We start from the raw sequence: 23907 nt of genomic DNA, 5'->3' as shown, positions 1-23907 counted from the left end.
ACATTAGCCCGGAGAGGGGACACGATCTGCTCGCGGCGGACACGCTCGCAGCGAACAACGGCCGGTCAGGCCTCCGTGCCGTGCAGCGGGAAACCGGCGATGCCGCGCCAGGCCAGCGAGGTCAGCAGGCCGACCGCCGTGTCCCGGGCGACCGGGCTCTCGCTGGACAGCCAGTACCGGGCCACGACCTGCGAGACCCCGCCCAGGCCCACGGCCAGCAACATCGACTCGTCCTTCGACAGGCCGGTGTCCTCGGCGATGACGTCCGAGATGGCCTCCGCGCACTGGAGGGACACCCGGTCGACGCGCTCGCGCACCGCCGGCTCGTTCGTCAGGTCCGACTCGAAGACCAGCCGGAAGGCGCCGCCCTCGTCCTCGACGTACGCGAAGTAGGCGTCCATCGTCGCGGCCACGCGCAGCTTGTTGTCCGTGGTGGACTCCAGCGCCGTGCGCACGGCGCTGAGCAGCGCCTCGCAGTGCTGGTCCAGCAGCGCGAGGTAGAGGTCGAGCTTGCCGGGGAAGTGCTGGTACAGCACCGGCTTGCTGACGCCGGCGCGCTCGGCGATGTCGTCCATCGCCGCGGCGTGGTAACCCTGCGCGACGAAAACCTCCTGGGCCGCGCCCAGCAGCTGGTTGCGCCGGGCACGGCGCGGCAGTCGCGTGCCCCGCGGACGCGCTGCCTCGGTCTGCTCGATGGCTGTCACGCCGCCTCCCACTTTCTTCAAGAACACAGTGCGCTCTGCGCCGCGCCGCCATCGTACTTTTCGGTAACCGAATCTGGTGGGTTCAAGCCGAGTTTTCTCGCGGTACGGACCACCTGGACACATGCCTGACACGCTGGTCAGCGCCCGTAGGAGCCGCTCAGCGGTAGTCCTCCTCGTCCAGCGGGACCACCCGGGCCTGCTCGGCGGCGTCCGCCTCGGGGGCCTCACCCGCATCCAGGCCGACGAGCGGGTCATCCTCCTGCGGCTGGATGTCGGTGAGCTGCTCGGCAGCGTCCGCCTCCGGTGCCTCGTCGGCGAGGTCGTCCCGGAACTTCTCCCGGAAGGTGTCCGGTTCCGCAGGGTCGACAGTCATCGCGCTCCCCTCGCCTTCGCTCGTACTCACTACGAGCCTAGGAGGATCGGGGGTGCGACGCCAGGCGGTCCTGTGACCGCCAACACAAGAGAAGACAAGGGGTCGAGCGTGATCCTCTCGTAACATTGGCCCATGTCTTCGACCGAGCCGCCGGGCGTACGATCCACCGCCGAGCCGGCCTCCCAGGTGGGAGCCGTCCGCGTGGCCGATGGGGAGCGGCTGCGCACCGTCGCGCTGCCGGGCCTGGAGATGAACGTACGTTTCCGGCCACCGCTGAGCGAGGGCCTGCCGCCCGCGCTCTTCGTGCACGGACTCGGCGGTTCCTCCCAGAACTGGTCGGAGCTCATGGAGCGGCTGGCCGGCAGCGTCGACGGCGAGGCCGTGGACCTCCCCGGTTTCGGCTGGTCCCCGCCGCCCGCCGACCGGGACTACTCGGTGACCGCGCTCGCCCGCTCCGTCATCCGCCACCTCGACGCCGCCGGGCGCGGACCGGTGCACCTCTTCGGGAACTCCCTCGGCGGGGCCGTCTCCACCCGGGTCGCGGCCGTCCGCCCCGACCTGGTGCGCACCCTGACGCTGGTCTCGCCCGCGCTGCCGGAGCTGCGCGTGCAGAAGTCGGCCGTGCCCACCGCGCTGCTGGCCCTGCCCGGAGTGGCCGCGCTGTTCGGGCGGCTCACCCGGGAGCTGACGGCCGAACAACGCACCCGGGGAGTGACGGACCTCTGTTACGGGGACCCCTCACGGGTGACGGCGGAGGGCTTCCGGGCCGCCGTCGAGGAGATGGAGCGGCGCATGGCGCTGCCCTACTTCTGGGACGCCATGACGCGTTCCTCGCGCGGGATCGTCGACGCGTACACCCTCGGCGGCCAGCACGGACTGTGGCGCCAGGCGCAGCGCGTGCTCGCGCCGACCCTGCTGGTCTACGGTGGTCGCGACCAGCTGGTCTCGTACCGCATGGCGCAGAAGGCCGCGGCTTCCTTCCGGGGATCGCGGCTGCTGAGCCTGCCCGAGGCCGGGCACGTGGCGATGATGGAGTACCCCGAGGTGGTGGCTGCGGCCTTCCGGGAGCTGATGCGCGACACCACCGAGCGGGAAACCGACCGAAGTACCGAAGACGGCAAAGGCTGAGGACCGTGGGACGACATAGTCGCAAGGCCCCCGCCCCCGCCCGTCCTCAGCCGGCGCCCGTGGCGCCGGAGCCGGATCCGGAGCCGGAGCCTTACGCGCAGGCGTACGCGCCACCGGCGTACGAACACCAGCCTTACGGACACCAGCCTTACGAGCGGCAGGCCTACGAGCCGCTTCCCTACCAGCGGCAGGCGTACGAGCCCCAGGCCTACGACACCGATCTGTACGCGCCCGATCCGTACGAGCCCGCCCCCTACGCGCAGCCGCCGGGCAGCCACCGGTCCGCCGAGCCCACCGTCGGCCACCAGGGGTACGCGCCCCCGGTCCGCCCCGGCGGCCATCCCGAGCAGCGCGAAGCGGGCGGCGCCTGGGGCGCCGGCCCGGCGCAGGCGCGGGCGCAGGCCCCGGCGCCCGCCGCCGTCTACGGCGACTGGCGCGGCGTCCCCCGCACCGCGGCGGACTCCCCGCCGCCCGCCCCGCGCGACCCGCTCACCTCGACCGGCTCCCACCGCCGGGTGCCCGGCCCCCGCACGCCCGAGGCGCCCGCGGCCCCCGAGGCCGCCCGCGGCACGAAGTTCCGTACGTACACCGGGATGGCCGCGGCGGCCGTCACCACCGTGCTGGCCGTCGTCGTCGCCGGCCAGGTGGCCACCGAGAACGACTCCGCCGACGGCGGCGCCCGCGCCGCCGGGGACGACGCCCCCCAGCGGACCCAGGCCGACCGGTCCCCCGCCAGCCGCTCCGACGGCCGTCCCACCCCCGCCTCCCCGCCGCCCGCCGCCCCGGCCGCGCAACCGCCGACGTACGAGCAGCAGATGGCGCAGCAGCTGCCCATCGACGCGAAGCTCACCGGCCCGGGGACCTTCGACACCGTGGCCGGCATCGCCAAGGCCCCGGGCAAGGGGAAACGGGTGCGCTACCGGGTCGACGTGGAGCAGGGCCTGGGCATGGACCCCCAGCTGTTCGCCGACGCCGTGCAGCGCACCCTCAACGACCCGCGCAGCTGGGCCCACGGCGACGCGATGACCTTCGAGCGGGTACCGGGCGGCGAGGCCGACTTCGTGATCACCCTGGCCAGTCCCGGGACCACCGGCGTCTGGTGCGCGAAGTCCGGGCTGGACACCACCGTCGACAACGTCTCCTGCGACTCCGCCAGCACCGAGCGAGTGATGATCAACGCCTTCCGGTGGGGCCAGGGTTCGCAGACCTTCGGCGCGGACCAGATGCTCGCCTACCGGCAGATGCTCATCAACCACGAGGTCGGACACCGGCTCGGACACGGGCACGTGAGCTGCCAGACCCCGGGCGCCCTCGCGCCGATCATGCAGCAGCAGACGAAGTCCCTCGACATCGACAACATCCGCTGCCGCCCCAACCCCTGGGTCTTCCCCGGGAGTTGACCGAACGGTGCAGGCGGCGGGCCGGTTCCTTCGTTGACAGCCGTCCGCTGATCGGTCATTGTTCTCCGCATGTCGCACCGCCACACCACCGTCGCGAGCGCCGCTTTCGAGCTGGCGCTCCTCGGTGTGGCCGGGCACAGCGTGGCCGACATCTCCTGTTGCTGACGCTCCCCCTGGGCCTGGCGGCCCGGGAGGTACCCCCAGCCTGAGCGCGCGCCCCCCTTTTCTCTCCATGGCTTCGCCGCGCCCGGGTGTTCTCCCTGCCCGCAGGTGCGGCCTTTTGTCTTCCCGGTGTGATCGATCTCCGCCGGTGATCCCGGACGTCGCCCCTCGCGTGGCCCCTGCCGCATCCCACTTCACGCCGAGAGGTCCCTTCTCCCATGCTCCGTCAGTCCCACATATCGCGCCGCATCGCCGCGGTCACCGTCAGCCTCGTACTGGCCGGGGGCGCCGCGGCGTGCGGGCCCAAGGGTGCGGCGGACCGGTCCGGCGACGGATCCGGCGGCAAGCCCGGCGCTGCGGGCGCCCCGCAGAAGGGCGGCACCCTGACCGTCCTCAACAACGAGCCGCAGAGCGACTTCGACCCGGCCCGGCTCTACACCTCGGGCGGCGGAAACGTTCCCTCGCTGGTCTTCCGCACCCTGACCACCCGCAACCGCGAGGAAGGCGCGGCCGGCGCCAAGGTGGTGCCCGACCTGGCCACCGACCTCGGCAGGCCCAACGCGGACGCCACCGAGTGGACGTACACGCTCAAGGACGGCCTCAAGTACGAGGACGGCAGCCCGATCACCACCGCCGACATCAAGTACGCCATCGAGCGCTCCTTCGCCGCCGAACTGTCGGGCGGCGCCCCCTACCTGCGGGACTGGCTGATCGGCGGGGAGACCTACGAGGGCCCGTACAAGGACGGCGGCAAGGGCCTCGACTCCATCGTGGTGCCGGACGCGAAGACCATCGTCTTCAAACTCCGCAAGCCCGAGGGCGAGTTCCCCTTCCTCGCCACCCAGACGCAGTTCGCCCCCGTGCCCAAGGCCAAGGACACCGGCGTGAAGTACGAGGAGCACCCCCTGTCCTCCGGCCCGTACAAGGTCGCCAAGAACACCAACGACGGCGAGACCCTGCTGCTGGAACGCAACGAGCACTGGGACGAATCGAGCGACCCGGAGCGCAAGGCCTACCCGGACCGGATCGACGTCCGCTCCGGGCTCGACGCGGCCGTCATCAACCAGCGGCTGTCCACCAGCTCCGGCCCGGACGCCGCCGCCGTGACCACCGACACCAACCTGGGCCCCGCCGAACTCGCCCAGATCGGCGACAACAAGGAACTGGCGGGCCGCGTCGGCACCGGCCACTTCGGCTACGTCAACTACCTGGCCTTCAACCCGAAGGTCGCCCCCTTCGACAACCCGAAGGTCCGCCAGGCCATCTCGTACGCCATCAACCGCACCAGCGTCATCAACGCCGCCGGCGGCTCCGCGCTGGCCGAGCCGGCCACCACCTTCCTGCCCGAGCGCGAGGCCTTCGGCCACACGCCCTACGACCACTTCCCGGCCGGCAAGACGGGCAACCCGGCCAAGGCCAAGGAGCTGCTGAAGGAGGCGGGCTTCCCCGACGGGCTCACCGTCACCCTGACCCACTCCAACGCGCAGAACCGCCAGACCAGCCCCGAGGTCGCCACCGCCGTGCAGCAGGCCCTCGCCGCCGCCGGGATCACCGTCAAGCTGGAGGGCCTGGAGAACAACGCCTTCAACGAGCGCCGCTGGGACGCCAAGAACACCCCCGGCTTCTTCCTGTCCCGCTGGGGCGCCGACTGGCCCTCCGGCGGTCCCTTCCTCGCCCCGATCTTCGACGGCCGGCAGATCGTCACCAACGGCTCCAACTACAACCACGCGCAGCTGAACGACCCCGCCGTGAACACCGAGATCGACGAGATCGCCAAGCTCACCGACCTCGCGGCGGCCGGCAAGCGCTGGGGCGCCCTCGACAAGAAGACCGGCGAACAGGCCCTCGACGTACCGCTCTTCCACCCGGTCTACAAGCGGCTCGTCGGCAAGGACGTCAAGAACGTCGTCATCAGCGACTGGACCGGCGTCCTCGACATCTCGCAGGTCTCCGTCAAGTGACAATCCCGACCCGCCGGCCGCCCACCGCGGTCGGGGCCCCCACCCCGGCCCCGGTGGGCGCCGGCCGCCAGGTCTGGCGGCGGCTGCGCCGACGGCCCTCCGCCGTCGGCGCGGCCGCCGTCCTGGGCCTCCTCGTCCTCCTCGCCCTCACCGCGCCGCTGCTCGCGCAGCTCGCCGGCCAGGACCCGAACACCTACCACGACGAGCTCGTCGACTCCGCCCGCGGCGGGGTCCCGCTCGGCTCCTTCGGCGGGATCTCCGCCGAGCACTGGCTCGGCGTCGAACCGGGCAGCGGCCGCGACCTCTTCACCCGGCTCCTGTACGGAGCCCGGATCTCCCTGCTCGTCGCCCTCGGCGCCACGGCCCTGCAGATCCTCCTCGGCATCGCCGCCGGGCTCACCGCCGCACTCGGCAACCGCTTCCTCGGACGGATCGTCGGCGGCGCCACCGACGTGCTGATCGCCCTGCCCATGCTGGTGCTCGCCATCGCGCTGACCGCCGTGGTCCCGGCCGACTTCCCGCGGCCGCTGCTGCTGATCCTCGTCATCGGCGTCCTCGACTGGGGCGGCACCGCCCGGACGGTCCGCGCCCAGACCCTCGCCCTGCGCGGCCTGGACTTCGTCGAAGCCGCCCGGCTGTCGGGCAACGGCACCCTGCGCATCGCCCGCCGCGAGCTGCTGCCCTCCCTGGCCGCGCCCGTCATCACCCTCGCCGCGCTCAAGGTCCCCACCAACATGGTGATCGAGGCCTCCCTGTCCTTCCTCGGCGTCGGCGTGAAGCCCCCCACCCCCTCCTGGGGGCAGATGCTGTCCAGCGCGCAGACCTGGTTCCGCGCCGACCCCACCTACGTGCTGCTCCCCGCCGGGCTGCTCTTCGTCACCGTGCTCGCCTTCACCGTCCTCGGCGACGGCGTCCGTACGGCCCTCGACCCGCGCGAGGGCTCGCGCCTGCGGGTCGGCACCAGAAAGGAGCGCAAGGCATGACCGGCTTCGTACTCAAACGGCTCGGCGGGGCCCTGCTGGTCCTGCTCGCCCTGTCCGTCCTCGTCTACGCCCTCTTCTACGTCGCCCCCGGCGACCCCGCCCGCCTCGCCTGCGGGGAGCGCTGCAACCCGCAGCAGATCGCCCAGGTCCGCGAACAGCTCGGGCTGAACGACTCCGTCATCACCCAGTACCTGCACTTCCTCCAGGGGCTGGTGGCCGGCCGCGACTACTCCGGCGGAGCGGGCCTCGTACTGCACTGCGACGCCCCCTGCCTCGGCTTCTCGTACCAGAACGACCGCCAGGTCACCGAGCTGATCCTGGAGCGGCTGCCCGCCACCTTCTCGCTGGCCCTCGGCGCCCTGGTGATCTGGCTCGTCGTCGGTGTCGGCACCGGGCTCCTGTCGGCGGTCCGCCGGGGCGGGCTCACCGAACGGGCCCTGACCGTGCTGACCCTCGCCGCCACCGGCACCCCCGTCTTCATCCTCGGCCTGCTGCTGCTCATGGCCGTCTGCGCCTACCTCCAGTGGCTGCCCTTCCCGACGTACGTGCCCTTCGGCGAGGACCCCGAGCAGTGGGCCTGGAACCTGCTGCTGCCCTGGGCCACCCTCGGCTTCTTCGAGAGCGCCAAGTACGCCCGCATCACCCGAAGTTCCACCCTGGAGACGCTCGCCGAGGACCACATCCGCACCTTCCGCGCCTACGGGGTGGGGGAGCGGGCCCTGGTCACCCGGCACGCGGTGCGCGGGGCCGTCGGGCCCGTGATCGCCCTCAGCGCCGTCGACTTCGGCACGATGATCGGCGGCGCGGTGCTGACCGAGTCCCTCTTCGGCATCCCCGGACTCGGCAAGACCCTCATCGACGGGGTCCGCGTCGTGGACCTGCCCGTCGTCGTCGGCGTCGTCCTCGCCATCGGGACGGCCGTGGTCATCGCCGGCGCCGTCGCCGACCTGCTCCATGCCCTCGCCGACCGAAGGGTGGCCCTCGCATGACCGACCCGCTCGTGGAAGTACGCGACCTCGTGGTCGAGTTCCCCGTCGGCGGCCCCGGGGAGTACGTACGGGCGGTGGACGGGGTCTCCTTCACCCTGGAACCCGGCCGCGCCCTCGGCCTCGTGGGGGAGTCCGGCAGCGGCAAGTCCACCGTGGCCGCCGCCCTGCTCGGACTGCACCGGGGCACGGGAGCCCGGCTCGGCGGCACCGTCCTGGTCGACGGCACCGACGTGGCCGCCGCCCCGCCCGCACGCCTGCGGGAGCTGCGCGGCGCCGCCGCCGCGATGGTCTTCCAGGACCCCCTCAGCTCCCTCGACCCCTACTACGCCATCGGCGACCAGATCGCCGAGGTCTACCGCACCCACACGGCGGCCTCCCGCCGGGCCGCCCGGGCCCGGGCCGTCGAGGTACTGGACCGCGTAGGCATCCCCGACGCCGTACGCCGCTCCCGCGCCCGGCCGCACGAGTTCAGCGGCGGCATGCGCCAGCGCGCCCTCATCGCGATGGCCCTGGCCTGCGAGCCGCGGCTGCTGATCGCCGACGAGCCGACCACCGCCCTCGACGTCACCGTCCAGGCGCAGATCCTGGACCTGCTGCACGGGCTGCGCGCCGAACGGGGCCTCGGGCTGCTGCTGGTCACGCACGACGTGGGCGTCGCGGCAGAGAGCGTGGACGACCTGCTGGTCATGCGGGAGGGCGCCGCCGTGGAGCGGGGCCCGGTGGACCGGGTCCTCTCCGCCCCGTCGGCCCCCTACACCCGGGCCCTGCTGGAGTCGGTCCCGAGACTGGACGCGCCCCGCACGCCCCGCACGCCCACCGGCCCGGCGGCCGGCCGGGAGGATCCCGTGGTCGAAGCCTTCGCGCTGCGCCGGGAGTTCGGGCGCGGCAAGCGGCGCGTCGAAGCCGTCGGCGGGGTCTCCCTCGCTGTCCGGGCGGGGGAGACGCTGGGCATCGTAGGGGAGAGCGGCAGCGGCAAGAGCACGCTCGGGCGGATGCTCGTCGGCCTGCTGGAGCCCAGCTCGGGGCAGGTCCGGCACGCCGGAGCCGAGGTCACCGGGATCGCGGAGGGCGCCCAGATGGTCTTCCAGGACCCGGTCTCCTCCCTCAACCCGCGCCGCTCCGTCGGCGAGTCCATCGCCGACCCGCTGCGCGCGGCCGGCGAGCGCGACGAGGCCGCGGTCCGGGCCCGGGTCGGCGAACTCCTGACCCGCGTCGGCCTGGAACCGGGCCACTACGACCGCTACCCGCACGAGTTCAGCGGCGGCCAGCGCCAGCGCGTCGGCATCGCCCGCGCCCTGGCCCCCCGGCCCCGGCTGATCGTCTGCGACGAGCCGGTGTCCGCCCTCGACGTCACCACCCAGGCACAGGTCACGGCGCTGCTGGCCGAGCTCCAGCGGGAACTGGGCATCGCGCTCGTCTTCATCGCCCACGACCTCGCGGTGGTCCGGCAGGTCAGCGACCGGGTCGCCGTCATGCGCGGCGGCCTGGTCGTCGAGGAGGGCCCGGTGGACGAGGTGTACGAGCGGCCCGCCCACGCCTACACGCGGCAGCTGCTCGACGCCGTGCCCGTACCGGACGCGGCCCTCGCCGCCGAACGCCGCTCCGCGCGCCGCTCCGAACGCCAGGAGTCTTTCGCGTAACGCCCTTCTTAGCGTGCTCGAACGCGAACCGTACGGGAAAGTTACGACTCTTCACCCCTTCCGGTGGCGCGACGGACAACCGTCCGTCGCGCCACCGGCGCATCCGCTTGAGTTCTCCCGCGGCGGGTCACCGGACCGACGGCGACCGCCTGAACGGGAGATCGGGGGTGCCACTCGTGCGGATCGGACTGCTCACGGAAGGTGGTTATCCGTATGCGGCGGGAGAGGCGAGGCTCTGGTGCGACCGGCTCGTGCGCGGACTGCCGCAGCACGAGTTCGAGCTGTACGCGCTGAGCCGCAGCGCCGAGCAGGAGGAGCGCGGCCGGGTCCCGCTCCCGCGGCACGTCACCCGGGTGCGGACCGCCCCGCTGTGGGCCCCCGCCGACGACGGGCGGACGCACTCCCGCCGCGAGCGCCGGCGCTTCGCCGAGTGCTTCGGGGAGTTGGTGCGGGGCATCTGCGCCGGCCTGCCCGACGCCTTTGCCGCCGGACTGTACGGGCTCGCCGAACTCGCCCGCGAACAGGGCGGGATGTACGCGGCCCTGCGCTCCGAGACGGCCGTGCGGGCGGTGGAGTCCGCCTGCCGGGCCCCGGGCGCCGGCCGCACCGTACAGGCGGCGCGGGTGACGGACCTGCTGGAGTTCGTGGACGAACTGGAGCGTGCGCTGCGGCCGTTGTCCCTCGACTGGTACGAGGACCCCGGGCTCGGCCGGGTGGACGTGTGCCATGCCGCGGCCGGCGGGGTGGCGGCCGTCCCCGGGCTGTTGGCCAAACGCTTCTTCGGGGTCCCGCTGCTGGTCACCGAGTACGGGGTCCAGCTCCGCGCCCACTACCTGGAACAGCGCCCCGACGCTCCCCCCGGGCCCGGCGGGCCGGGAACCCCCAGCCCCGCCGTACGCGCACTGCTGGCCGCCTTCCACATCCGCCTCGCCGGGGAGATCTACGCCCGCGCCGACCTGCTCACCCCCGGCAACGCGCACGCCCGCCGCTGGCAGGAGCGGTGCGGGGCGCCCCGGGAACGGCTGCGGACCGTGTACCCGGGGATGGAGGCGGACCGATTCGCCGCCGTCGGGGAGGACCCGGAGTGCGGGGACCCCGACACCCTGGTGTGGGTCGGGCGGATCGGCCCCGCCAAGGACCTGATCGCCCTGCTGCACGCCTTCGCGGAAGTCCGCCGGGCCGCGCCGCACACCCGGCTGCGGATCTTCGCCGCGGCGGCCGCGCCGGGCTACCTCGCCGACTGCCGCTCGCTGGCCGCCCAGCTGTTCCCCGACGAGGCCGCCGACGCGCGGACGGTGGGGGAGAGCCCCGTCACCTTCGAGGAGATCGGCGGGCCCGGGGCGCCCTCGCCCGCCGACGCGTACGGGGCCGGGCGGATCGTGGTGCTGTCCTCGGTGATCGAGGGCTTCCCGATCACCCTGGCCGAGGCCATGTTCTGCGGCCGGGCCACCGTGTCCACGGACGTCGGGGCGGTCCGCGAGGTCATCGGCGGGACCGGGCTCGTCGTCCCGCCGCGCAACCCGCGGGCACTGGCCGACGCCTGCCTCGCACTGCTGGGGGACCCCGAGCGGGCCCAGCGGCTCGGGGCGGCGGCGCGGGCCAGGGCGCTGGAGCTGTTCACCGTCGAGCAGAACGTGGAGGCCTTCCGGGAGAGCTACCTGCGGCTGCTCGCCACCGGTTCCCCGCGGGCGGAGGGCGCAGCGCCGTTCGCGTGGCCCGCGGAGGCGAGGGTGGCCGGGCCCTGGGTCGCCCGTGCCGCCGGTACGGCTTCGGAGGTCGCCGTATGACCGCCCTGGACCCGGGTGCGGCGCCGCTGCCGGGGGCTCTGCCCCCGGACCCCCGCGCCTCAAACGCCGGCGGGGCTGGGTTGGGCGGCGGGGCTGGATTGGGTGGCGGGGCGGGGCGGCGGAAGGGTGCGGGGGACCCCGTCAAGGCGCTGCTGCATCAGCACCGGGAGTTGTGCGAGCGGGCCGTCGATCCGCTGGAGATCGCCGCCGGGCTGGAGGCGCACGGGATCACCGACCGCACCGCCGCGCGCTTCCGGCACCGGGACGTCTTCGGCCTCGCCGAGGAGCTGTACGCCCGGACCCCGCGCGGGGAGGCGCCGCCCGCCGCGCCCGCGCCGCCGCCGGCCGGGACCCGCTCGGTGCGCGGCTTCGGGTACGCCCTGCTGCCCGGGGCCCTCGCCCTCGGCGCGGCCGCCACCGGGATGCCGGGGGCGGGGGCCCTCGCGGCGCTCCTCACCGCCGGGGCGCTGGTGTGGCCCGGGCGGAGCGCCGGGGGCCGGTTCCCCTACGCCGCGCACCTGCTGGCGGCGGCCGCGGTCGGCTGGGCCGTCCACCGGCACGGCCCAGCCCTCGGCGCGGCCCTCGCGCTGGCCGTGGCCCCCGCACACCTCGCCGGGGTCCTCTACGCCGCCCGGGCGCGCCGCCGCCTCGCCGGGAGCCGGGCCCTGGACGACTTCGCCGCCGGGGCGCGGCCTCTGCTGGCCGGGACCCTCCTGCTGTTCACCGCGGCCGCCACGGGGGCGGCCGCGCTCACCGGAGCCGCCCCGGGGACGGCCGTACCGCTCGCGGTGCTGCTGTTCCTGGCCCGGCTGCTGCTCGGCCACGGCGCCCACCGCCCATCGGTGGCCCTGGCCATGGCGTTCGCCCTGGTCCCGGCGCCGGCGGCGGTGCCGGCCGCCGCGGCGGGACTCCTCGTACACGCCTTCCTCGCGCTGTCCCGTGCCTCCGCACACGCGCGTCCCCGACCCCACCGAAACCAAGGAGAAACAGGATGACCGGCCAGCCAATCGACCGAGGGGCCGCGCGATGAGGGTGCTGCTGATCGGAGCCAACGGCTACCTCGGGCGCTACGTAGCGGACCGGCTGCTCGCCGACCCCGCCGTGCAGCTCACCGCGCTCGGCCGCGGCGACGACGCCGACGTCCGCTTCGACCTCGCCACCGGAAGCCCCGGCGCGCTCACCCGGTTCCTGGACGCCGTCCACCCGGGCGTCGTCATCAACTGCGCGGGCGCCACCCGGGGCGGAGCCCGGGAACTGACCCGGCACAACACCGTCGCCGTGGCCACCATCTGCGAGTCCCTGCGCCGCAGCGGCTGCGGGGCCCGGCTCGTCCAGCTCGGCTGCGCCGCCGAGTACGGGCCCAGCCAGCCCGGCTCCTCCACGGCCGAGGACGCCGTGCCGAGACCCGGCGGACCGTACGGAGTGAGCAAACTCGCCGCCACCGAACTGGTCCTCGGCTCCGGTCTGGACGCCGTCGTCCTGCGGGTCTTCTCACCCGTCGGACCGGGCACCCCGGCCGGCTCCCCGCTGGGCCGGCTCGCCGAGGCCATGCGGCGGGCCATGCAGTCCGGGGACGGCGAGCTCAAGCTGAGCGGCCTCGGAGTGCAGCGCGACTTCGTCGACGTACGGGACGTCGCGCGGGCCGTGCACGCCGCTTCCCTGTCCGCCGCCCAGGGGGTCGTCAACATCGGCACCGGCCGCGCGGTCCGGCTGCGCGACGCGGCGGCCGTCCTCGCCCGGGTCGCCGGATACGGCGGCGCCCTGCACGAGCTGGACGTACCGCACGGCGGCGACCGGCACGGGCACCCCGGCCGGCCGCAGGGGCTGGCCGCCATCGGCTCCCCCCGCTCCGAGGCCACCGCCGAGCAGCTCGCCGCGGCCCCCCAGCCCTACCCGTACCCCGACGGCTGCGGCGCCTGGCAGCAGGCTGATGTCCGCACCGCCCGCGACCGGCTCGGCTGGCGCCCCCGGATCAACCTGGAGGAATCCCTCGCGGACATCTGGATGGAGGCGGCGTGCCGTATCTGACCACCCCGCCGGGGGCCACGGCGACGGCCGCGACCGAGGCCGGCCGGCTCGGCCTGGGCATCCCCGGCTACGCGCATCCGCTGCTCGCCCCCGTGGAGTGGGCCGAGCTGACGCGCCCCGGGACCCCGCTGCACTGGGCCGTGCTCAATGTCACGGACGGCCCGGGCGGCCGTCCCGACCCGCACTGCACGGAGGCGGCCGGGAAGCTCCGGGCGGCGGGCGGGGTGGTCCTGGGCCATCTCGCCATGCGGGACGGCTCCCGGTCCTTCGGGGAGCTGGTCTCCGACGCGCACCGCTTCCGCGACTGGTACGGGGTCGGCGGCTTCTACCTGGCCGGCGCCCCCGCCGACCGGGCCGAGCTGGCCTCCGTCCGCCGGGTGACCGACGCGCTGCGCGGACTCGGAGAGGGCCTGCGGATCGTCCTGGGACACGGTACGCACCCCTACGAGGGGTACGTGGAGGCCGCCGACCAGCTGGTCACCTTCTCGGGTGCCTGGGCCGACTACCGCTGGTCGCAGGTGGCGGAGTGGACGGCCGACCACCCGCCCGAGCGGTTCTGCCACCTCGTCCACGGGGTGCCCCGCACCCACCTGGAGGAGGCGGTCCGCATCGCCCGCTGGCAGGGCGCCGGGACCATCTGGTTCACCGACCGCAGGGGCGCCCCGGACCGTGATCCGTGGGCCTCGATGCCCGGGTACTGGGACGAATTCGTCTCGCGGATCGGACCGGGTGTCTCGGAATGAAGGAGGGCGTGGCAGTGTTACGGGAAGAACCACCGTTCAGACTTACCCATCTACGGAGTCCCCGTGTCGCTGCCACCCCTGGTAGAGCCAGCTGCTGAGCTCACCGTTGACGAGGTCCGTCGGTACTCCCGCCACCTGATCATCCCGGATGTCGGGATGGACGGCCAGAAGCGCCTGAAGAACGCCAAGGTGCTGGCCGTGGGCGCGGGCGGCCTCGGCTCCCCCGCCCTCATGTACCTGGCCGCGGCCGGCGTGGGCACGCTGGGCATCGTGGAGTTCGACGAGGTCGACGAGTCGAACCTGCAGCGTCAGATCATCCACAGCCAGGCGGACATCGGCCGTTCCAAGGCCGAGTCGGCCCGTGACAGCGTGCTGGGCATCAACCCGTACGTCAACGTGGTCCTTCACGAAGAGCGGCTCGAAGCCGAGAACGTGATGGAGATCTTCAGCCAGTACGACCTCATCGTCGACGGCACGGACAACTTCGCCACCCGTTACCTGGTCAACGACGCCTGCGTGCTGCTGAACAAGCCGTACGTGTGGGGTTCGATCTACCGCTTCGACGGCCAGGCCTCGGTCTTCTGGTCCGAGCACGGCCCGTGCTACCGCTGCCTCTACCCGGAGCCCCCGCCGCCGGGCATGGTCCCGAGCTGCGCCGAGGGCGGCGTGCTGGGCGTGCTCTGCGCGTCCATCGGTTCCATTCAGGTCACCGAGGCCATCAAGGTCCTCACCGGAGTCGGTGAGCCGCTCGTCGGCCGCCTGATGATCTACGACGCCCTGGAGATGCAGTACCGCCAGGTCAAGGTCCGCAAGGACCCCGACTGCGCGGTCTGCGGTCCGAACGCGACCGTCACCGAGCTCATCGACTACGAGGCCTTCTGCGGCGTCGTCTCGGAGGAGGCCCAGGAGGCCGCCGCCGGCTCCACGATCACTCCCAAGCAGCTCAAGGAGTGGATCGACGAGGGCGAGCCGATCGAGATCATCGACGTCCGCGAGAAGAACGAGTACGAGATCGTCTCGATCCCCGGCGCGAAGCTGATCCCCAAGGGCGAGTTCCTGATGGGCACCGCCCTCCAGGACATGCCGCAGGACAAGCGCATCGTCCTGCACTGCAAGACGGGTGTCCGCAGTGCGGAAGTCCTCGCGGTCCTGAAGTCCGCGGGCTTCGCCGACGCGGTGCACGTCGGCGGCGGCGTCATCGGCTGGGTCCACCAGATCGAGCCCGAGAAGCCGGTCTACTAGCAGCGCCCCGAAGGGGCCGTACCCGCTCGCCGGGTACGGCCCCTTCGGCGTTCCTAAGCCGCGGTGCAGACGGTGCCCGCGCCCGGCACCTTCCCGTCCAGCAGGTACGCGTTCACCGCGCCCTGGACGCACCGGTCGCCGCTGTTGTACGCGCCGTGCCCCTCGCCCTTGTACGTGAGCTCCACGCCCACGCCCTTGCCGAGCCGCTCCGCCATCTTGCGCGCGCCCTCGTACGGGGTCGCGGGGTCACCGGTGTTGCCGATCACCAGGATCGGCGCGGCGCCGGGGGCGGAGACGTCCGGGGTCTTCCAGGCCCCCGCCACGGGCCAGTCGGTGCAGCTCATCATGGCCCAGCCGAGGAAGTCCCCGAAGACCGGCGAGGCCGAACGGAACTCCGGCAGCCCGGCCTTGGTGTCCTCCAAGGTGTACCGCTCCTTGGAGTCGGCGCAGTTGATGGCGGTGTTGGCCGCGCCGATGTTGCTGTACCGGCCGTTCTGGTCCCGGCCGTTGAGGGCGTCGGACAGGGCCATCAGCAGCTGTCCCTGGCCGCCGTCGGCCTCGTCCAGGCCCTGTTCCAGCAGCGGCCACAGCTCCTTGGAGTACAGGGCCTGGGCGATGCCGTTGGTCGCCTGGGACTCGGTGAGCTGCCGGCCGCCGATGCCGGCGATGGGCTTGGCCGCCAGGTCCTTCTGGAGCTTGATGACGTTGTCCTCGATCTCCTTGGCGGTACTGCCCTGGAGCCGGCAGCGGTCGCCGCGGTTCACACAGTCCTGGGCGAAGTTGCCGAGGGCCAGCTGGAAGCCCTTCGCCTGGCCCAGCGCGCCTTGTTCGGCGTCCTTGGTGGGGTCCACGACGGCGTCGAAGACGGCCCGGCCGACGTTCTTCGGGAAGAGGTGGGCGTAGACCCCGCCGAGTTCGGTGCCGTAGGAGATCCCGAAGTAGTTCAGCTTCTCGTCGCCGAGGGCCTGGCGGATGCGGTCCAGGTCGCGGGCGGCGTTCTCGGTGCCCACGTACGGGAGCACCTTGCCGGAATTCGCCCGGCAGGCCTGCTGGTAGGCGCGGATGCCGTCGAGGAAGGCCTTCTCCTCCTCCGGGGTCTCGGGGGAGGAGTCCTGGGCGTAGTACGCGTCCAGCTGCCGGTCGTTCTCGCACCGGACGGGGGCGCTGCGGCCGACCCCGCGCGGGTCGAAGCTCACCAGGTCGTACCGGGCGCGCAGGGCCTCGTACTCCTTGGCGGCGCCGGGCAGGGTGGCGATCCCGGAACCGCCGGGCCCGCCGAAGTTGAACACCAGCGAGCCGAGCCGCTTGGCCTTGTTCCGGGCCTTGGCGCGGATCAGGGCGAGCGGGATCATCTCGCCCTCGGGTTCGGCGTAGTCGAGCGGGACGTCGAGGGTGGCGCACTGCCAGTCCTGGCCGGGTGCCTGCCCGCCGCCCTCGGCGGCCGTGGGGGCGTCGCAGCCGCCCCAGGAGAGGGGTTTGGCGTCCTTGGCGCCGCCGGTCCTCGTTCTCTTCCCGCCGCTGCTGTCCCCGTCGGAGCAGGCGCCGGTGGTGAGCAGCGCGGCGGCGATCGCGGTGGCGGTGGCGGCCCGCAGGACGTTTCTCGGCATGTCCCCATCCTGTGCGCCCGCCCCCGCCCCCGCCCGCGCGCTGACCCGTTCGGGGGACCCGGCCTAGATGGCTTCTTTGCGCGTCAGGAAGTTGAACGACAGCCACCCGGGCAGCACCGGCAGCCAGAAGGTCATCAGGCGGAAGAGGAGGACCGCGGAGATGGCGACCTCCTTCTCCAGCCCCGCCGCGATCAGCCCCAGCGTCAGCGTGGTCTCCACCGCGCCGATGCCGCCCGGCGTCGGCGCCGCCGAGCCGAGGGCGTTGCCCGCGAGGAACACCACCGCGATGCTCGCGTAGCTGATGGCCTCCCCGCCCCCGAAGGCGCGGATCGAGGCGTCCAGGCACATCACGAAGCAGCCGGTCAGCAGCAGCATCCCGCCGATGCCGGTCATCAGCTTCTGCGGCCGCTGGAGCACGTCCAGCATGCGCGGCACCACCCCCGCGAACAGCGCCCGTACCCGGGTCACCACGAACTTCCGCAGGAACGGCACCGCCGTGACGACGAGGACCAGCACCGCCACCGTCAGCAGGCCCGCGATGACCGTCCTGGACGGGGTCATCTCCGGGGTCTTCTCGGTACCCGTCAGGTAGCCGAAGGACAGCAGCAGCAGGATGTGGCTGGCCAGCCCGAAGAGCTGCGAAGCGCCGACGCTCGCCACGGCCAGTCCCGGCCGGACGCCGGCCCGCTGGAGGAACCGGGTGTTCAGCGCGACACCGCCGACCGCCGCGGGGGCGACCAGCTTCACGAAGGACCCCGCGACCTGCGCGACCACCGTCCGCAGGAACGGCACCCGTTCCGGTACGAAGCCCAGCAGGCTCATCGCCGCCGCGAAGTACGTCAGCGCCGAGAAGGCCAGCGCAGCCCCGACCCAGCCCCACTGCGCCTGCCCGACGATGGTCGCGAAGTCCACGTGGGCCAGCTGCGTGAGCAGGAAGTACGCACCGAAGGCGCCCGCGATGAAGGACACCAGCGTGCGCGGCCGGATCCGTTCCAGCCGGGCCGGCTCCACCGGCGCCTGCGGGCGGATCAGCAGCACCTGCTGGCGGATCTGGCTCAGCAGGTCCTCCTCGCGCGCCCCCTCGAGGGCGTCGTCCAGCGCCCGCTTCTCGGCCTTGCGGTCGGCGGCGGCGCTGGCCTGCGCGGCCTCGGCGTCGGCCTCGCGGGCCGCCTTCGCCGCCCGCGAGGACTCCAGTACGGCTTCGCGCTGCCGGTCGGCCCGCTCCCGGGCCAGCTTGCGCAGGGTCGCCCGGGTGGAGCGGCTCAGCGCGATCGGCTGGAGCATCGGCAGGCAGTCCGCCACCGCGTCCGGCCCGAGCACCGACACCGCCGAGGCCACCGACCGTTCCGCGCCGACCCGCAGGCCGAGCGTGGTCAGCAGCTGCGCGATGTCCATCCGCAGCACCAGGTCGCCCGCCGCGATCTCACCGCCCCGCAGGTCGGTGAGGATCACCTTGCCGGAACGATCCACCACCAGCGCGTCCCCCGTGAGCCGGCGGTGCGCGATCCGGCGCGACTGGAGGGCCCGTACCTGCTCCCAAGCGTTGCGGCTCAGCTCGTCGGTGATCTCCTCGTCGGGCAGGGCGTCGAGGTTCCGGCCGCCGAGGTGCTCGTAGACGAGCATCACGGCGTCCGGGCCCAGCTCGGAGGTGGCGATCAGCTTCTGCGCGTTGGCCCCGGCCGCGATGGCGGCGTAGGCCAGCAGGGCCTCCTGCTCGAGGGCCTGGCGCAGCGACTGGATGCTGCGGCGGGTGGTGATCCCGCGCAGGGTCAGCCGCCGCCAGACCCGGTAGAAGAAGCCCTGCGCCTGCTGTTCGCGGTCCACGACGGTGACGTCCAGCGGTGGGCCGTCCTCCAGCGTGACGTGGTACCGGCGGCCCCGGTCGCCCACCTCCGTGCTGTCCCCGTCGGGCGACTCCGCGCGCATCGCGCTGACCGGCTGGAAGCCGACGCGGCGCAAGCCGGCGAGGAGGTTCTGCCCGGTGGGCCGGACGTTCGGCGAGCCGACCGCGTACAGGGTTCCGTACGCGACGCTCCAGCCGAGCAGCACCGTCAGGATGATCGAGAACGGCGTGGTGTAGCCGCTGACCAGCATCGCGAAGGCGTCCAGCAGCAGCACCACCCACAGCGCGACCCGCCAGCGCGGCCGCCGGGTCATCCCGACGGCGGTCATGTACGCGATCACGGGCGCGAGGTACCCGTGCACCGGGTCCGTGGAGGCGCCCGCCGTGCCCGTGGCGCGGGTGAGGGCCTCCCGGATGGTGTCGGGGGCGGCCTGGGAGACCCACAGGTCGGTGGCGAGGGTCACCCCGTGCGCGAGGACGGCCGCGAGGACGCCGTCGGCGATGCGCAGTCCGTCGCGTTTGATCAGCCGCTCGATGGCGAAGGCCACCGGTACGAGGAGCACGGCGATGCTGGACACCAGGCCCGCGACCTTGATCAGCAGGTCGGGTGCCTGGCCGGTGCCCTGCTTGATGTCCTGTGCCAGGCCGGCGGTGGTGCCGTGGGCGAAGGCGGCGATGCCGAGCACGACGGCGATGCCGAGGATCCCGGCGAGGAGGCGTACGAGGTCGGAGGGGCGGTGCACGCGGGCGGCGAGCAGCGGCTCGTCCACCTCGACGCGGTCGGCCGCCGTCGGGGTGTGGCCGGGCGGGTCGTCGGGGTGCGGTTCGTCGGGCCGGCCGGCGCCGGCCGCGCGCGCCTCGTCGTCCGGGCGCGCGTCGTCGCCCCTCGCCGCGCCGTCCGGAGGGCTCACACCCCGCTCCTTCGCCGTCACATCCGTCTCTTCTTGATCACGTATCACCAGTCACCGCCCGGAAGATGGTGGCACGGACCGGCGGCCGAGCGGGGCATCAGGGTGCGCGCCGGTACGGAAGGAAGGCTTCCGCCGGACCGGCCGGGGCATCCGGCACCATGTGCCGAATGAGCGAAGAGCTGCCCGCGTACGCGGAGCGGGTACTGGAGGTCGCCGAGCGGATTCCGCCCGGCCGGGTGATGACGTACGGGGACGTCGCGGAGTGGCTCGGCGAGGGAGGACCGCGCCAAGTCGGGCGTGTCATGGCCCTCTACGGAGGAGCCGTGCCCTGGTGGCGCGTGGTGCGGGCGGACGGCGTACCCCTCCCAGGAAGCGAGCGGCGCGCCCTGGAGCACTACCGGGCCGAGGGCACCCCGCTGCGCGAGACCCCCTCCGGCGAGCCGCGGCTGGCCATGCGGCGGGCCCGCTGGGACGGGCGGGACGAGGGGGACGGAGGCGACGAGGCTCACACCTGACAGCTTCGGCCATCCACGATGCGGACGGGTGGTCGAAGGCCCGTACGGAGGACGACACCGGAGGCCTCCGGGGCGACGCCCCGCCCCGCCGGGACGGACTGCGGCGGGCCGCGCGGTTGGCGTAGCGTTGCCTCTTCGGCGTTCGCGGCCGTGGTCGCCCCGACCGCCGCCGAGACCGCCACCGACAGCGCCACCGCGACCGTCACCGACGTCGAGACCGCAGCAACCGCAGACCCACCAGGACCGGCACCTCACGTGATCACCTCTTCTCCCGGCCGCTCGGAGCGGCGTACGCGGACCCCTGACGCGTACCGCCTGGTGCGTACCGGGCCGCAGCAGGTGGCTGTCCCTGTTCTGGACGCAGCGCAGCGCGCGGTGGTTGATCACACCCGCGGGCCGCTGCTGGTGCTCGCCGGACCGGGCACCGGCAAGACCACCACCCTCGTCGAGGCGGCCGCCGCCCGGGTCGAGGCGGGTACGGACCCGGCCCGCATCCTGATCCTCACCTTCAGCCGGAAGGCGGCCGTGGAGCTGCGCGACCGCGCCGCCCTGCGGCTCGGCGGCGCCCGCGCCCCGCAGGCCACCACCTTCCACTCCTTCTGCTACGGCCTGGTCCGCGCCCACCAGGACCACGAGCTGTTCGCGGACCCGCTGCGGCTGCTCTCCGGGCCGGAGCAGGACGTGATGGTCCGCACCCTGCTGGAGGGCCAGCGCCGCCAGCGCTCCATCCGCTGGCCGGACGACCTGCGGGCCGCGCTGACCACGCGCGGGTTCGCCGACGAGGTGCGCGCCGTCCTGGCCCGCGCCCGTGAGCTGGGCCTGGGCCCGGAGGCCCTGGCCGCCTTCGCCGATCGCATCGGCCGCCCCGACTGGAAGGCGGCCGCCGCCTTCCTCTCCGAGTACCTCGACGTCCTCGACCTCCAGGGCTCCCTGGACTACGCGGAACTCCTCCACCGCGCCGTCCTGCTGGCGGAGGGCACCCCGTCGCTCGCCTCCGCGTACGACGTGATCCTCGTGGACGAGTACCAGGACACCGACGCCTCCCAGCTGCGGCTGCTGCGCGCGCTGAACGGCCCGGCCGGGACGCTGGTCGCCTTCGGCGACCCCGACCAGTCGATCTACGCCTTCCGGGGCGCCGACATCAACAACATCCTCGACTTCGAGTCGGCCTTCCCGGGCGCGGCGGTCCGCGCGCTGACGGTCGGTCGCCGCTCGGGCTCCGCCCTGCTGGCCGCGACCCGCCTGCTGACCACCCGCATGCCGGTCCCGCGCCTGCCCTCCGACGCCGTCCGGGCGCACCGGGCGCTGGAGCCCGCCCGGGAGGGCGGCCGGGTCGAGGCGTACACGTACCCGACGGCCGGCGCCGAGCTCGACAACATCGCCGACATCCTGCGCCGGGCCCACCTGGAGGACGGCGTGCCCTGGCGGGACATGGCCGTCCTGGTCCGCGCCGGCGGCCGGACCCTCCCGGCGATGCGCCGCGCCCTGATCGCGGCGGGCGTCCCCGCGGAAACCGACGCCGCGGCCACCCCCCTGCGCCACGAACCCGCCGTATCCCCCCTCCTGACGGCCCTCCGCATCACCGCCACAGCCGCCACCACCCCGGCCGGACCCGAGCCCTCCCTGGCAGCCGCCGGCGGTCCGGCGGGCGCCGAGCCGGCCGCTGACGCCGGCTCCGCCGCCGCGGCGACCCCCGTTCCGGCCCCGGCCGGAGACCCGGCCGGGGCCGACCCCGCCGGTACGGGCCTGCCCGTGCCGGCCGGCGAAGGCACCCCCGGCCCCGCCGAGGCCGGACCCGTCGGCCCCGCCGACGCGGGCGCCGAGCGCCCGGCCGCCCCCGCCCAGGGGGCGGGCCCGGACGGGGCCGGTGACGGCCCGGCGGCGGTGCAGCCCGAGGCTGGGCCGGGCGCCGTCGGCGGCGACGCGTCGGGGCCGGACGCCGGGTCCGCCGCAGGCGACGACGTCCCCGGGACCGCCGGAGGCGACGGGTGGGTCGGGGTCGAGGCGGCCATCGCCCTGCTCACCTCACCCCTCGGCGGGATGGACGCCGCCGACCTGCGCCGGCTCGGCCGCGCGCTGCGCGACGAGGAGCGGGCCGCCGGGGCCACCGTCCCCGCGCCCTCCGACGTCCTGCTGGCCCGCGCCCTCGCCGAGCCCGAGCGGCTCACCGCGCACGACCCCGCCTACGCCCGCGGAGCGCAGCGCCTCGGCCTGCTCCTGCGCAAGACCCGCGAGCTGCTCCAGGGCGGCGGCACCGCCGAAGAGGCCCTGTGGACCCTCTGGGACGGCACCCCCTGGCCGCAGCGCCTCGAACGCCGCGCCCGCCGCGGTGGCGCCGCCGGCCGCAACGCCGACCGGGACCTCGACGCGGTCTGCGCCCTCTTCGACAACGCCGCCCGCGCGGAGGAACGTACCGGCGGCCGCGGCGCCCTCAACTTCCTCGAGCAGCTCGAGGCCGAGGACATCGCCGCCGACACCCTCACCGGCAGGGCCGTACGCTCCGACGCCGTACGGCTCATGACCGCGCACCGCTCCAAGGGCCTCGAGTGGGGCCTCGTCGTCGTCGCCGGGGTCCAGGAGGGGCTCTGGCCCGACCTGCGCCGCCGCGGCTCCCTCCTGGAAGCCGACCGCATCGGCCGCGACGGCCTCGCCGAGCCCCTCACCCCCGGCGCCCTCCTCGCCGAGGAGCGGCGGCTCTTCTACGTCGCCGCCACCCGCGCCCGCCACCGCCTCGTCGTCACCGCCGTCAAGGCCCCCGCCGAGGACGGCGACCAGCCCTCCCGCTTCCTCACCGAACTCGGCGTCACCCCCAAGGACGTCACCGGCCGCCCCCGCCGCCCCCTCGCCGTCCCGGCGCTCGTCGCGGAACTGCGCGCCACCACCGTCGACCCCGACGCCTCGCCCGCCCTGCGCGACGCCGCCGCCCGGCGCCTCGCCCGCCTCGCCGCGCTCACCGACGACGAGGACCGCCCGCTGGTCCCCGCCGCGCACCCGCAGCGCTGGTGGGGCCTGTACGAGCCCACCGCCTCCACCGTGCCGCTCCGCGACCGGGACCGGCCCGTCGCCCTGTCCGGCAGCGCCCTGGAGCAGCTCGCCAACACCTGCTCCCTCCAGTGGTTCCTGGGCCGCGAGGTCAAGGCCGACAGCCCCTCCACCGCCGCCCAGGGCTTCGGCAACGTCGTCCACGTCCTCGCCGACGAGGTCGCCTCCGGCCGCACCCCCGCCGACCTCGCCGTCCTCATGGAACGCCTCGACTCCGTCTGGGACGCCCTCGCCTTCGACGCCCCCTGGAAGTCCCGCCAGGAGAAGGACAACGCCCGCGCCGCCCTCGAACGCTTCCTGCGCTGGCACACCACCGACCGCGGCGGCCGGGCCTCCGTGGCCACCGAGCACGACTTCGACGTCACCCTCGACGCGGGCGAGTACGCCGTACGGATCCGCGGCTCCATGGACCGGGTCGAGGCCGATGCCCAGGGCCGCGCCTACGTCGTCGACTTCAAGACCGGCAAGGGCGCCCCGACCAGGGACGAGGTCGCCCGCCACCCGCAGCTCGCCGTGTACCAGCTCGCCGTCCGCGAGGGAGCCGTCGACGAGGTCTTCGACGGGCTGCGCCCCGAACCGGGCGGCGCCGAACTCGTCCAGCTGCGCCAGGGCGCCGCGAAGAAGGACGGCGGCGAGGAGGTCCCGAAGATCCAGGCGCAGGAACCGCTGTCCGGCGGCTCCTCCGGGGCCTGGGTCGGCGACCTGCTGGCCACCGCCGCCGGACGGGTGCTGGACGAACGGTTCGCCCCCGCCACCGGCGAACACTGCACCCGCTGCACCTTCCGCAGTGCGTGCAGCGCCCTGCCCGAGGGCCGCCAGACCGTGGAATGAGACGGCGGCAGGGAGTGT

At 74.1% G+C, this 23907-nt stretch carries 18 protein-coding genes; 14 read left to right on the top strand and 4 right to left on the bottom strand.

Going from position 1 to position 23907, the window contains the following annotated elements; translation table 11 throughout:
- Nucleotides 1-65 precede the first annotated feature (65 nt).
- Both OOK34_RS05925 and OOK34_RS05920 read right to left on the bottom strand, forming a co-directional pair.
- The gene (locus OOK34_RS05925; RefSeq protein ID WP_267032809.1) at nt 66-704 is read right to left on the bottom strand and encodes a TetR/AcrR family transcriptional regulator; all 639 of its coding nucleotides are present in this window, start codon (nt 702-704) and stop codon (nt 66-68) included.
- Nucleotides 705-861: 157 nt separating this feature from the next.
- Nucleotides 862-1077, bottom strand: coding sequence for a hypothetical protein (locus tag OOK34_RS05920; RefSeq protein ID WP_267032808.1), 216 nt, complete (start codon nt 1075-1077; stop codon nt 862-864).
- Between the two features lie 132 nt (nt 1078-1209).
- On the opposite strand from OOK34_RS05920, the gene OOK34_RS05915 reads away from it, so the two are divergent.
- From OOK34_RS05915 to moeZ, 12 genes are all read left to right on the top strand, one after another.
- A complete protein-coding gene (locus OOK34_RS05915; protein WP_267032807.1) occupies nt 1210-2205 on the top strand; it encodes an alpha/beta fold hydrolase in 996 nt (331 codons plus the stop codon).
- Between the two features lie 5 nt (nt 2206-2210).
- Nucleotides 2211-3605, top strand: coding sequence for a DUF3152 domain-containing protein (locus OOK34_RS05910; RefSeq protein WP_267032806.1), 1395 nt, complete (start codon nt 2211-2213; stop codon nt 3603-3605).
- 69 nt (nt 3606-3674) lie between these two features.
- Nucleotides 3675-3770, top strand: a complete 96-nt coding sequence (locus tag OOK34_RS35330; protein WP_323183401.1) for an Ms4533A family Cys-rich leader peptide — start codon at nt 3675-3677, stop codon at nt 3768-3770.
- A 215-nt stretch (nt 3771-3985) separates the two neighbouring features.
- Nucleotides 3986-5728 carry an ABC transporter substrate-binding protein gene (locus tag OOK34_RS05905; protein WP_267032805.1) on the top strand — a complete coding sequence of 581 codons (1743 nt, stop codon included), beginning with the start codon at nt 3986-3988 and terminating at the stop codon, nt 5726-5728.
- A 53-nt stretch (nt 5729-5781) separates the two neighbouring features.
- Nucleotides 5782-6711: an ABC transporter permease gene (locus OOK34_RS05900; protein WP_267036638.1), complete on the top strand. Its 930-nt coding sequence runs from the start codon at nt 5782-5784 to the stop codon at nt 6709-6711.
- The gene (locus OOK34_RS05895) at nt 6708-7700 is read left to right on the top strand and encodes an ABC transporter permease (protein WP_267032804.1); all 993 of its coding nucleotides are present in this window, start codon (nt 6708-6710) and stop codon (nt 7698-7700) included. Before OOK34_RS05900 ends, OOK34_RS05895 begins: the two co-directional genes overlap by 4 nt.
- Entirely contained in the window at nt 7697-9340 is a 1644-nt protein-coding gene (locus OOK34_RS05890) for an ABC transporter ATP-binding protein (protein ID WP_267032803.1), read from the top strand. Before OOK34_RS05895 ends, OOK34_RS05890 begins: the two co-directional genes overlap by 4 nt.
- A 176-nt stretch (nt 9341-9516) precedes the next feature.
- Nucleotides 9517-11127: a DUF3492 domain-containing protein gene (locus tag OOK34_RS05885; protein WP_267032802.1), complete on the top strand. Its 1611-nt coding sequence runs from the start codon at nt 9517-9519 to the stop codon at nt 11125-11127.
- Complete coding sequence (locus tag OOK34_RS05880) at nt 11124-12122, top strand: hypothetical protein (protein WP_267032801.1); 999 nt, start codon at nt 11124-11126, stop codon at nt 12120-12122. The genes OOK34_RS05885 and OOK34_RS05880 overlap by 4 nt, the downstream gene beginning before the upstream one ends.
- A 31-nt stretch (nt 12123-12153) precedes the next feature.
- Nucleotides 12154-13155 carry an NAD-dependent epimerase/dehydratase gene (locus OOK34_RS05875; protein WP_267032800.1) on the top strand — a complete coding sequence of 334 codons (1002 nt, stop codon included), beginning with the start codon at nt 12154-12156 and terminating at the stop codon, nt 13153-13155.
- Nucleotides 13143-13898 carry a spherulation-specific family 4 protein gene (locus OOK34_RS05870; protein WP_267032799.1) on the top strand — a complete coding sequence of 252 codons (756 nt, stop codon included), beginning with the start codon at nt 13143-13145 and terminating at the stop codon, nt 13896-13898. Before OOK34_RS05875 ends, OOK34_RS05870 begins: the two co-directional genes overlap by 13 nt.
- Nucleotides 13899-13961: 63 nt before the next feature.
- Nucleotides 13962-15140, top strand: a complete 1179-nt coding sequence (gene moeZ / locus OOK34_RS05865) for an adenylyltransferase/sulfurtransferase MoeZ (RefSeq protein WP_267032798.1) — start codon at nt 13962-13964, stop codon at nt 15138-15140.
- A 53-nt stretch (nt 15141-15193) separates the two neighbouring features.
- Here the strand turns inward: moeZ and OOK34_RS05860 are convergent, their stop codons facing one another.
- Both OOK34_RS05860 and OOK34_RS05855 read right to left on the bottom strand, forming a co-directional pair.
- Complete coding sequence (locus OOK34_RS05860) at nt 15194-16747, bottom strand: alpha/beta hydrolase (protein ID WP_267032797.1); 1554 nt, start codon at nt 16745-16747, stop codon at nt 15194-15196.
- 63 nt (nt 16748-16810) lie between these two features.
- Entirely contained in the window at nt 16811-19549 is a 2739-nt protein-coding gene (locus OOK34_RS05855) for a lysylphosphatidylglycerol synthase transmembrane domain-containing protein (protein ID WP_267032796.1), read from the bottom strand.
- Between the two features lie 119 nt (nt 19550-19668).
- Here OOK34_RS05855 and OOK34_RS05850 point away from each other — a divergent pair, with 119 nt between their 5' ends.
- Nucleotides 19669-20016, top strand: a complete 348-nt coding sequence (locus tag OOK34_RS05850; protein WP_323183400.1) for an MGMT family protein — start codon at nt 19669-19671, stop codon at nt 20014-20016.
- A gap of 318 nt (nt 20017-20334) precedes the next feature.
- A complete protein-coding gene (locus OOK34_RS05845) occupies nt 20335-23889 on the top strand; it encodes a UvrD-helicase domain-containing protein (RefSeq protein ID WP_267036637.1) in 3555 nt (1184 codons plus the stop codon).
- Nucleotides 23890-23907 lie beyond the last annotated feature (18 nt).

Origin of the sequence: Streptomyces sp. NBC_00091 (genome assembly GCF_026343185.1) — a bacterium.
Classification (GTDB): domain Bacteria; phylum Actinomycetota; class Actinomycetes; order Streptomycetales; family Streptomycetaceae; genus Streptomyces.
The sequence above is the reverse complement of the archived record's forward strand: the minus strand, read 5'-3'. Positions and strand labels throughout refer to the sequence as shown.